10 protein-coding genes are annotated in these 10,308 nt (G+C 58.3%); 6 read left to right on the top strand and 4 right to left on the bottom strand.

Annotated elements, in window-relative coordinates; translation table 11 throughout:
- The 6 genes from M0974_RS30110 to M0974_RS30085 all read left to right on the top strand — a co-directional run.
- Positions 1-1,099: ABC transporter substrate-binding protein (locus M0974_RS30110; protein ID WP_297845558.1), on the top strand; the 1,099-nt coding region annotated here is incomplete at its 5' end.
- A complete protein-coding gene (locus M0974_RS30105) occupies positions 1,096-2,085 on the top strand; it encodes an ABC transporter permease (protein ID WP_297845556.1) in 990 nt (329 codons plus the stop codon). The genes M0974_RS30110 and M0974_RS30105, both read left to right, overlap by 4 nt.
- Entirely contained in the window at positions 2,085-2,933 is an 849-nt protein-coding gene (locus M0974_RS30100; RefSeq protein ID WP_297845554.1) for an ABC transporter permease, read from the top strand. Before M0974_RS30105 ends, M0974_RS30100 begins: the two co-directional genes overlap by 1 nt.
- Positions 2,930-4,582 carry an ABC transporter ATP-binding protein gene (locus tag M0974_RS30095; RefSeq protein WP_297845552.1) on the top strand — a complete coding sequence of 551 codons (1,653 nt, stop codon included), beginning with the start codon at positions 2,930-2,932 and terminating at the stop codon, positions 4,580-4,582. The genes M0974_RS30100 and M0974_RS30095 overlap by 4 nt, the downstream gene beginning before the upstream one ends.
- The gene (locus tag M0974_RS30090; protein WP_297845550.1) at positions 4,579-5,799 is read left to right on the top strand and encodes an LLM class flavin-dependent oxidoreductase; all 1,221 of its coding nucleotides are present in this window, start codon (positions 4,579-4,581) and stop codon (positions 5,797-5,799) included. The genes M0974_RS30095 and M0974_RS30090 overlap by 4 nt, the downstream gene beginning before the upstream one ends.
- Positions 5,792-6,664, top strand: coding sequence for an alpha/beta hydrolase (locus tag M0974_RS30085; protein WP_297845548.1), 873 nt, complete (start codon positions 5,792-5,794; stop codon positions 6,662-6,664). The genes M0974_RS30090 and M0974_RS30085 overlap by 8 nt, the downstream gene beginning before the upstream one ends.
- Before the next feature lie 51 nt (positions 6,665-6,715).
- Here M0974_RS30085 and M0974_RS30080 read toward each other — a convergent pair whose 3' ends face one another.
- From M0974_RS30080 to M0974_RS30065, 4 genes are all read right to left on the bottom strand, one after another.
- On the bottom strand, positions 6,716-7,867 hold the full coding sequence (locus M0974_RS30080; RefSeq protein ID WP_297845546.1) for a branched-chain amino acid ABC transporter substrate-binding protein: 1,152 nt from the start codon (positions 7,865-7,867) through the stop codon (positions 6,716-6,718).
- Between the two features lie 59 nt (positions 7,868-7,926).
- Positions 7,927-8,643: an ABC transporter ATP-binding protein gene (locus tag M0974_RS30075; RefSeq protein ID WP_297845544.1), complete on the bottom strand. Its 717-nt coding sequence runs from the start codon at positions 8,641-8,643 to the stop codon at positions 7,927-7,929.
- Positions 8,636-9,409: an ABC transporter ATP-binding protein gene (locus tag M0974_RS30070; protein WP_297845543.1), complete on the bottom strand. Its 774-nt coding sequence runs from the start codon at positions 9,407-9,409 to the stop codon at positions 8,636-8,638. Before M0974_RS30070 ends, M0974_RS30075 begins: the two co-directional genes overlap by 8 nt.
- Positions 9,406-10,308 (bottom strand): branched-chain amino acid ABC transporter permease (locus M0974_RS30065; protein ID WP_297845538.1); only part of this gene is annotated, 903 nt, incomplete at its 5' end. The genes M0974_RS30065 and M0974_RS30070, both read right to left, overlap by 4 nt.

Genomic DNA, 10,308 nt, shown 5'->3' with positions numbered 1-10,308 from the left:
GGGCAACGGCTTGCGGCCTATTGCGCCGAAGCACCTGTACGCCGGCACCGATTTCCGTACCAACCCTTCTCACCTCACGCCTATCGGTACCGGGCCGTTTGTGTTCAAGGAGTGGAAACGTGGTGCCTACATCAAGCTGGTGAAAAACCCCGATTATTGGAAAAAAGGGCTGCCGTATCTGGATGAAATCGTCTTTCACATCATCCCCGATGCATCTTCCCGGGCCGCAGGCTTCGAGCGCAATGACGTGCAAGTGCTGCGCAGCGGCGACGCCGATTACGCGGACCTGCAACGCCTGAGCGCGCTACCGGATGTGGTCGCCACCGATAAGGGGTATGAACTGTACGCGGGCCTGGCCTTCCTGCAAATCAACGTGCGCAAGCCGCCGCTGGACAACGTCAAGGTTCGTCAGGCGATCCTTTATGCGTTGAATCGTCAGTTCATCGTCGACAACATTTTCTTTGGCGCGGGCAAAGTAGGGCAGGGTCCATTTTCTTCTAGTACGCCATTCCATGACCCAAAACTGCCGCAATACACTTTCGATCTGGCCAAAGCCAAGGCGCTGATCGCTGAATCGGGCGTGGATGTCAGCAAAACCCACATTCGTTTGCTCAACGGTGAAAAAGGTGGCGCGTGGGAGCGTCTGGCCGAGTACACCAAGCAATCACTTCAAGGACTGGGTTTCAAAGTCGACGTGGTGACCTCAGATGCCGCAACGTGGGTGCAGCGCGTGAGCAACTGGGACTTCGACTTGACCTACAACTTCATCTTCCAGATCGGCGATCCGTACCTGAGTAATTCGTACCTGTACCGCTCCGACTACATCCTCAAGACATCGCCGTTTGTCAATGTCAGCGGCTACAACAACCCGGTGGCTGACGCGCTGTGGGTCAAGGTCGCCAACACCCCCGAAGGTCCGGCGCGGACCCAAGCGTACAGCGAACTGGAAAATGTGCTCAATACCGATCTGCCGCTGGCACCGATCTTCGAGATGCATTTTCCGACGCTGTACCACAAGCAGGTCAAGAACTTGATCCAGACCGCGACCAGTCTCAACGAAAGTTATGACAGCGTTTATCTGGAAAAACCGGCGCCATGAATGCTTTGGTTTATCTCTGTGTGCGATTAGGCCGGGCGCTAACAGTCATCGTCGGCGTCCTGGTGTTGAGCTTTCTGTTGGTGCGACTGGCGCCGGGTGATCCGGCATTGTTGATGGCGGGCGAGGCCGGGGTTGATGATGCGCAGTACATCCAGCGTCTGCACCATGACATGGGCCTCGACCGTCCGTTACCTCAACAATTACTCACGTATCTGAACCAGGTAGCGCATTTCGATCTGGGTTACTCGTACCGCAATCAGGCCAGCGTCTGGTCATTGATTGCCGAACGCTTGCCGGCCACGTTGTTGCTGATGGGCTCCGCCTTTGTGTTGTCGTCGGCACTGGGTGTTGCGCTGGGGGTGATTGCAGCGCGTAGCCAGCGACGTCATGGCTGGCTCGATAAGCTGATCTCCCAGGGCACGTTGCTGCTGTATGCCATGCCTTCATTTTGGCTGGCGTTGTTATTGATCCTAGTGTTTTCCGTGGTGTTGGACTGGTTGCCAGCGTTTGGTATGGAAACCGTCGGGCAAGAGCTGCACGGTTGGGCGCGGTTCAAGGACTACGCCGAGCACTTGGTGTTGCCGTGCCTGTCCCTGAGCTTTCTGTTCCTTTCGCTCTACATCCACCTGACCCGCGCAGCCATGCTCGAAGCCTTGGGCCAGGAGTATGTGAAAACGGCACACGCCAAAGGTCTCAAGCCACGACGCATTCTGTACGGTCATGTGCTGCGCAATGCGTTGTTGCCAGTGGTGACTTTTGCCGGGCTGCAACTAGGACAGTTGGCCAGCGGCGCGTTGCTGATTGAAGTGGTTTACGCGTGGCCTGGCATCGGCAGGCTGTTATACGACGCCCTGAGCGAGCGCGATTACGCGCTGCTGCTGGGCGTGTTTCTGGTGATTTCGCTGCTAGTAGTGGGCTTCAATTTGCTGACTGATCTGATTTGTCGCTGGCTTGACCCGCGCATTGGCAGTGGAGGGCAACGTTGATGTCGCGCTTCCCGGTCGTGCGCCGCTTTCTCGCCCAACCCAGCGCCGTGGCAGGCGTTTTTTTTTTACTGATCCTGACCCTGCTGGCGTGTGCTGCGCCGTGGCTGGGTTTTGATTCACCTTGGGCGATGACCGCCAAGCCGTTGTTACCACCGTTCGCGGTGCCGGGCCATTGGTTGGGCAGCGACATGCTCGGTCGGGATATCGGCAGTGGGCTGCTGTATGGCGCAAGGGTGTCATTGTCAGTCGCCGCGCTAGCCAGCCTGGCAACGCTGATTGTCGGCCTCGGCGTCGGCGGCGTGGCAGGTTATGTCGGTGGGTGGCTGGATGAAGTACTGATGCGTATTGGCGAGTTTTTCCAGATCATCCCGCAACTGGTGTTGGCCGTGATTTTGGTTTCGGTGCTGGAGCCGTCATTGAGTTCGGTGATTCTGGCGATTTCGTTGGTCGCCTGGCCGCCTGTGGCGCGCTTGGTGCGCAGTGAGTTTCTCACGCTGCGTCAACGTGAGTTTGTCCAGGCTGCGCAGGTACTGGGCCAGCGTCCGTTGGCGATTATCTTCACCCAGATACTGCCTAACGCCTTATCGCCGTTGCTGGTGACCATGACCTTCGTCATGGCCACGGCGATTCTCACCGAGGCGGCGCTGGCCTTTCTCGGCCTGGGTGATCCGGACGCCATGAGTTGGGGCTACATGATCAACGCGTCGCGCAACATGCTGCGTCAAGCCTGGTGGATGAGCCTATTGCCTGGCCTGGCGATTATGCTCTGCGTGCTGTCGGTGAACCGCATCGGCGAAGGGTTACGTGTAGCCTTCGATCCGCCGCGTCGCTCGGGGGCTTCGTCATGAGCCAGGAGCAACCGCCACTGCTGGAAGTGTCCGGGCTACGTATTCCTTTACCCGAAGGGGCCGACCGCAGCCATGCGCTGAATGGACTGTCGCTGACGCTGAATCGGGGTGAATGCCTGTGCGTGGTCGGTGAATCCGGTTCCGGCAAATCGATGTTAGCTAACGCCATACTGCGTTTGCTGCCCGAGCAGTTACGACCCGAGGCTGGCACCTTGCGCCTGCAAGGCCAAGACCTGGCCCAACTAAGCGAAGAGGGCATGCGGCAACTGCGCGGACGTAGCATCAGCATGGTCTTTCAAGAACCCATGAGCGCGCTGAATCCGTTGCTGAGTATTGGTCGGCAGATTGATGAAACGCTGAGTGCCCATGGCGTTACGTCGCGCAAGATCCGGCGTGCGCGAGCGTTGGAGCTGCTGGGTTATGTTGGCTTGCCGGACCCAGAGCGTTTGCAGCATTCGTATCCCTATCAGTTGTCCGGCGGCCAGCGTCAGCGGGTAGTGATTGCCATGGCGCTGGCTTTCGATCCGCTGCTATTGATCGCCGATGAGCCGACGTCGGCGCTTGACGTCACGACTCAAGCGCAGGTGCTAGAACTGCTGCGGCGCATTCAGCGGGAGAAGGGCATGGCACTGTTGTTTATCACCCACGACTTTGCCGTGGTCGAGACAATTGCCGATCGGGTGTTGGTGTTACAGCGTGGGCACTTGGTAGAGCAGGGAACGGTGCAAGACATTCTGCAAGCACCAACAGAGGATTACACCAAGCGTTTGCTGGCGGCCGTTTCGGCCGTTCCGGCACACTCACGCCGACCCGATCTGCACGCTGGTGTAGTGCTGCAGGCCAACGCCCTGAACAAGACATTTAGTCGCTCGCAAGGCTGGTGGCGACGTAGCAATACCCAGGCATTGGCGGATGTCACGCTGCAACTGCGCACAGGGGAAACCTTGGGTATCGTCGGCGAATCTGGCTCTGGCAAGTCAACACTGGGGCGAAATCTTGTGCGTCTAATCCGTCCCGATTCAGGCCAGATTCTTTGGAATGGTGCTGATATTACCCGCCATTCCCAAGCGCAGCTGCGACCACTGCGCAGCGATATCCAGATGATTTTTCAGGACCCGTTCGCATCGCTTAATCCGCGCCAGCGTATTGGCCAGATCATCATGACCGGCCCGTTGGCCCATGGTGCGTCAACCCAAGACGCTCATCGCACGGCATTGGAAATGCTCAAGTTGGTAGGGCTGCCGGTGACTGCCTTCGAGCGTTACCCGCAAGAATTTTCCGGCGGACAACGGCAGCGTATTGGTATTGCCAGAGCGCTGGCAGTAAAGCCGAAAATCCTGATTGCCGATGAATGTGTGTCGGCGTTGGACGCATTGATCCAAGTGCAGATTCTTGAGCTGCTGGAAGACCTGCAATGCCGTCTGAAACTGAGCATGATTTTCATCACCCATGACCTGCGGGTTGCGGCGCGGATCTGCGATCGGGTTGCGGTCATGCACCAAGGACGCGTTGTCGAAACCGGTCCGGCGGCGACGCTGTTCACTGCACCCACTCACCCCTATACCCAAGCTTTGCTGCGTGCCCTGCCGGGTTCGGTCATTGACCTCGACGGTGCCAGCGAGGCTGATCTTTTACGAGACATCTCATGAAGAACCCTCCAAGGCAAATGAGCCTGAATGCATTTTTAATGGCTACCGGGCATCACATTGCGGGTTGGCGACATCCCGAAGCGCAGGCCAACGGTGGCCTGGATCTGGCCCATTACCAGCGTTTAGCGCAGACCGCCGAGCGCGGTTGTTTCGATGCAATTTTTCTTTCCGATACCCTCGCGATGCTGCCGGGGCGGCTTGATGCCTTGAGCCGCATGGCACGTACCGAGCATTTCGAACCGCTCACGCTGCTTAGCGCGCTGTCGGCCGTGACCCGGCACATCGGACTGGTGGCGACCGTCACTACCTCGTATAACGATGCTCACAGCGTGGCCCGCAGTTTCGCCTCGCTGGAGCGCCTGAGTGGCGGGCGTAGCGGCTGGAATCTGGTGACCTCAAGTAATGCCGGGGAGGCCTTTAATTTCGGCCGCGAACGGCATTTTGATCATGCGCACCGGTACCAGCTCGCCGAAACGTTTATCCAACAGGTGCGCGAGTATTGGCGAGAGTGGGGTCTATCGCCGGTGCAGGTGCTGGCCGGGGCATCGGAAACAGGGCGCGAGCTTGCCGCTGCCCATGCAGAAATGGTGTTTACTGCCCAGCCAACGGCCGAGTCTGCTCGAGTCTTTTACCGCGACCTGAAAGATCGGATGGGCCGGTACGACAGGGATGTCCACAGCTTGAAAATCATGCCGGGTATCATGCCCATTATTGGAAGTAGCCGATCCGAAGCCGAGGATAACTACCAGCGGTTGCAGGCATTAGTGCAACCAGAAGTCGGTTTGTCGTTGCTCTCGGACATCGCAGGTGGCACGGACCTGTCGACCTTTGCGCTGGATGGTCCGCTACCGGAATTGCATGACACCCAGTCTGGCGTCAGTCGTCAGCACCTGTTGATTGAGGTAGCGCGGCGTGAAGGGCTAAGCATTCGTCAGCTGTATCTGCGCATGGCGCCTGCGCGCGGGCATCGGGTGATTATCGGCACCGCTGCCGACGTTGCCGATGAACTGGAGGATTGGTTTACAACTGACGCTGCCGATGGTTTTAACGTAATGCCGCCTTATCTATCGGGCGGGCTGGACACTTTCGTTAACGGGGTGATCCCCGAGTTACAGCGCCGGGGGCTGTTCCGTCGTCACTACACAGGCCATACCTTACGCGATCATCTTGGCCTCAAAATTACCCGTCAATTACAGGACAAATCTGCGTATGCCTGATGTATCGTCTGAGCTGAAACGCCCGCTGATCCTTGGGGAACGATTGGAAATCCGTCCGGGTCGTTACATCAATGTCACCCGACATATAGGCCATGTGGATGAGGACCGAGTGCTGTTTTTCAGCCACGGCAGTGGCGGTAATCAGGACCAGTGGCGTAAGCAGTGGCTTAGTCTGGCGGCCGAAGGTTTCCATCTGGTGGCCTGGGATTTGCTCGGTCACGGTGCTAGCGACAAACCCGACCACCCGCAAGCCTATGCCTGGGATGAACTGGTGGCGGATTACCTGGAAGTGTTCCAGCGCTATCGCGGCAAACGTAACGTGTTGGTGGCTCATTCCTTCGGTACTGGTCTGACGCTTAGCGCTCTGGCAAGCCTGAATCAGGCAGGGAGGATTGGCGAAGTGCAGGGCGCCTTGCTGCTCGGTACCTTCCTTGAGCGTCCGCAACGCAGCGGCGGGATCATGTCACTGCCAGTCTGGGTGCTGGAATTGCTTCGGCCATGGCTGATGAAAGGCTTTCGCGAGCTGGCCTGGCACGCGACGGCAGATCCACAGTTGGTCGCCTATGAAGAAGGCCTCACAAAAAGTAATCCGCTGTATGTGTTCAAGCCGTTGATGAGTCAGGCGCAATGGCCAACCCTTGCGCAACTGGACGAGCTGGCGCTGCCGGTAAATATCCTGGCCGGTGATAGTGATGGACTGACACCCGCCAATGCCGGAGAGGCGTTGCACAAATGCCTGAAGAATTCCCGGTTTAAAGTGCTAGCCAATTGCGGTCATCAATTGATGCTGGAAAAGCCCGATGAAGTGCTTCAGTCGTTGCGCGAGTTGCTTTTAACCGCTACCTCCGAGACGCGTCATGTATGAATACGCGTGTGACGCCAACTGAGGCGATAACCTCAGTTGGGCCAAGACGGGTTATTTTTTGCCGCCCGCCACGCTGACCGGTTGCCATTTATTCGCCTTGACTTGGTAAACGGTGAAGGTCGGATCCTTCAGGTTACCTTCGGCATCGAACGCAATCAGGCCCGTGACGCCTTGGTACTGGCTGGCGCGCAGCACTGGCAGATACTTCTGCGGATCAATGGAGTCGGCTTTCTCAATAGCGGCGATCAGCACGCCGACCCCGTCGTAAGCGAAAGGCGCGTGCAGTTCAATATGGGTTTTGTAGCGTGCTTGATAGGCTTGCTCGAACGCTTTGCCCCCTGGCATTTTTTCGATCGCCAGGCCTGGCTCCAAAGCGGTAACGCCGTCGCCGTCTTTTTGTGCCAGCTCCAGGAAGGTCTGGCTGACGAAGCCGCCGGCGCCCATCAAGGTGGCCTTTATGCCCAGTTGCTTGATCCGACGAGCCAGCGGCGCCGCTTGGGAATCTACGCCGCCAAAGAAAATAAGGTCGGGGTTCTTGCTCCGTATCGTGGTCAATACGGCACTGAAGTCGATGGTCTTGTCGTCAACGAACTCTCGCGAGACGACTGTGCCGCCGTTGGCTTGGACTGACTTGACGAACTGATCTGCGAGGCCTTGGCCGAAGGCCGTGCGGTCGTCGAGCACGGCAATACGCTTGGCTTTGAGGGTTTCCAATGCGTACTTGCCGGCAACCTGACCGCCATCGTCATCATGGCCCATGATTCGAAAGCTGGTATCGAAACCTTGCTGGGTGTAAGCGTGACCGGTGGCCACTGGCGCAACTTGAGCAATGCCTGCATCGTGATAAATACGTGCCGCCGGAATGCTGGTGCCGGTGTTCCAGTGACCGACAACCCCGGCCACGCCGGCGTCCACCAAGCGTTGCGCCACGGTGACCGCAGTCCGCGGATCGGACTGATCGTCTTCGGAGATCAGTTTGAAGGTGACCGCTTCGCCATGAATTTTCGGGTGTTTGGCGTTGGCATCGGCGATGGCCAACTGGGCGCCGTTTTCCAGATCTTTGCCGATTCGTGCCGACGGGCCGGTTAATGGGCCAGCGAGGCCGATCAAGACGGTTTGATCGGCTTGGGCGACGGCTGCGGCCAGGCTGCTGACGGCGACACCGATCAAGCTGGCGCGTTTTATAAGGGCAGTGATGTGCATGCTGTACTTCCTGTTTTTCTTCATAGGGGTACACGCCGGTGGCCCGGTGGCGTCATGGGTTATTCGCCGAGATAAGCGGCGCGTACTTGTTCGTTGTCCAGCAGTGCCGATGAAGCGCCGCTGAGGCTGATACTGCCGCTGTCCATAACGTAGGCATGGTCGGTGACTTGCAGTGCCAGGCGTGCGTTTTGTTCCACCAGCAGCAACGTCATGCCAGAAGCGCAGACGCTCTGAATCAATTCAAAAACCTTTTCCACCATGATCGGTGCCAGGCCCATGGACGGCTCGTCGAGCACCAGCAGCCGTGGTCGCGATAGCAATGCGCGACCCAAGGCAAGCATTTGCTGCTCGCCGCCGGACAACAGGCCCGCCGCTTGTTGCAGACGTATTCGTAAATTGGGAAAGTTATCCAGTAACTGTGCGATCTCGCTGTTGACCTGTTGCTTGTCGCGCCGCAGGTAAGCGCCGGCTTGCAGGTTCTCCAGAACGCTCATGCGAGCAAATATGCCGCGGCCTTCCGGCACCATGGCAATGCCTCGGCGCAACAGTTCGTGGGCTGGAACGCCACGAATCGAACGTCCGGCAAAGCGGATATCACCCGCGCTGGAGGCAATCAAACCGGTCAGGGCTTTGAGGCTGGACGTCTTGCCTGCACCATTGGCACCGATCAAACTCACGCGCTCGCCTTCACTGATCTGCAAATCCAGCGACTTCACCGCCTGGATGGCGCCGTAGCACACCTGCAGACCGTGGATGCTCAGCAGAGGCTCAGACATGTGCGCCGGCTCCCAGATAAGCCTTGATCACGGCGGGATGGCGACGCACTTCTTCGGGAATGCCCTCAGCGATAACCTGGCCGTAATCCAGAACGCTAATGCGGTCGCAAACGCCCATCACCAGCTTCACGTCGTGCTCGATCAGTAGCAGTGTGCGGCCGTCGTTGCGGATCTTTTCCAGAAGTCCGCGCAATTGTATTTTTTCGGTTGAGTTCATTCCGGCGGCGGGCTCATCAAGGGCCAGCAGTCGTGGCTCAGTGGCCAAGGCGCGGGCGATTTCCAGACGTCGTTGATAACCGTACGCGAGGCTGTCGGCGCGGTAATTGGCAAACTCGGCAATGCCCACATATTCCAGCAACTCAAGGGCGATCTGCCGAGTGTTTGCCTCTTCTTCACGTGCGCGCCGATGACGGCTCAATGCCGCCCACACACCATTTTGGGTGCGGATATGGCGACCCACCATGACGTTTTCCAACACGCTCATCGCATTGAATAGCCGGATATTCTGGAAGGTGCGAGCAATGCCAGCCCGGGCTACCTTGTGCACCGAAGTCGGCGTGTAGGCTTGACCGTCGAGGACAAACGTTCCGGAGTCCGCGGTGTACAGACCGGTCATGACGTTGAAGAAGGTGGTTTTGCCTGCACCGTTGGGGCCGATCAGACCGTAGATCTGGCCGGGGTCAATACGCAGGCTGACATTGTTCAGCGCGATGACGCCGCCGAAGTGTTTATTGACGTGTTCAATGTGCAGCAACGGAACCGTCATTGAGCACCTCCACGCTGAGCCGGCCACAGACCAGCAGGGCGATAGAGCATCGCGAGGATCAGCGCCAGGCCATAAAACAACTGTCGGATGATTTCTGGATCAACCAGTACCTGCCCGAACAGTGTCTGTTGCAACGCACTGGTACTGGCGCGTAGCACTTCGGGCAGGGCAGCCAACAGCACGCAGCCGAGTATCACGCCGGGAATGTGGCCCATGCCGCCCAACACAACCATCGCCAGCACTGCGATGGACTCGTTGAGGCTGAACGACTCCGGTGAGACAAAGCCTTGAAACGAGGCGAACAATGCACCACTCATTCCGCCAAAGGCTGCGCCAATTGCGAAGGCCAGCAGCTTCAGGCGACGGGTGTCGAGTCCCATCGCTTGCGCGGCGTCTTCGTCTTCGCGAATCGCCACCCACGCTCGACCGATGCGAGAATGCTCAAGGCGAATACAGGCGAACATAATCAGCACCACCAGCAGCGCAAATAGGTAGTAATAGAAGTACACCGAGGTGACGCGCAGACCAAAAATCTCATGGGTGCGGGCCAGGCTGAAACCGAACAGCTGCACCGGGTCCACCGATGAGATGCCTTTGGGGCCATTAGTGAGGTTGATTGGCCGATCCAGATTGCGCATGAAGATTCGGATGATCTCGCCGAAACCCAGAGTGACCAGCGCGAGGTAGTCGCCTTTGAGGCGCAGCGATGGCACGCCGACGAGCAGGCCGGCGAATGCCGCGCAGAGGCCGCCCGCCAGCAGCGCCGCGACGAACAGCTCGCCTTGTTGCAGGCTCGTGGGCTCCTTGGCGCCGAGAAATTGCGGGATAACGAACAGGCTGACGGCCGCGGAGAAATAGGCGCCGACGGACATGAATCCCGCGTGGCCGAGCGAGAACTG

The sequence above is a fragment of the Pseudomonas sp. genome (assembly GCF_026224925.1).
Taxonomy (GTDB): domain Bacteria; phylum Pseudomonadota; class Gammaproteobacteria; order Pseudomonadales; family Pseudomonadaceae; genus Aquipseudomonas.
This window is presented reverse-complemented; position numbering and strand designations above follow the sequence as displayed.

What these genes read in the sequence shown, in the direction of transcription:
- M0974_RS30105 (WP_297845556.1), top strand. Translation starts at nt 1,096, where the DNA reads ATGAATGCTTTGGTTTATCTCTGTGTGCGATTAGGCCGGGCGCTAACA.
- M0974_RS30100 (WP_297845554.1), top strand. Translation starts at nt 2,085, where the DNA reads ATGTCGCGCTTCCCGGTCGTGCGCCGCTTTCTCGCCCAACCCAGCGCC.
- M0974_RS30095 (WP_297845552.1), top strand. Translation starts at nt 2,930, where the DNA reads ATGAGCCAGGAGCAACCGCCACTGCTGGAAGTGTCCGGGCTACGTATT.
- M0974_RS30090 (WP_297845550.1), top strand. Translation starts at nt 4,579, where the DNA reads ATGAAGAACCCTCCAAGGCAAATGAGCCTGAATGCATTTTTAATGGCT.
- M0974_RS30085 (WP_297845548.1), top strand. Translation starts at nt 5,792, where the DNA reads ATGCCTGATGTATCGTCTGAGCTGAAACGCCCGCTGATCCTTGGGGAA.
- M0974_RS30080 (WP_297845546.1), bottom strand. Translation starts at nt 7,867, where the DNA reads ATGCACATCACTGCCCTTATAAAACGCGCCAGCTTGATCGGTGTCGCC.
- M0974_RS30075 (WP_297845544.1), bottom strand. Translation starts at nt 8,643, where the DNA reads ATGTCTGAGCCTCTGCTGAGCATCCACGGTCTGCAGGTGTGCTACGGC.
- M0974_RS30070 (WP_297845543.1), bottom strand. Translation starts at nt 9,409, where the DNA reads ATGACGGTTCCGTTGCTGCACATTGAACACGTCAATAAACACTTCGGC.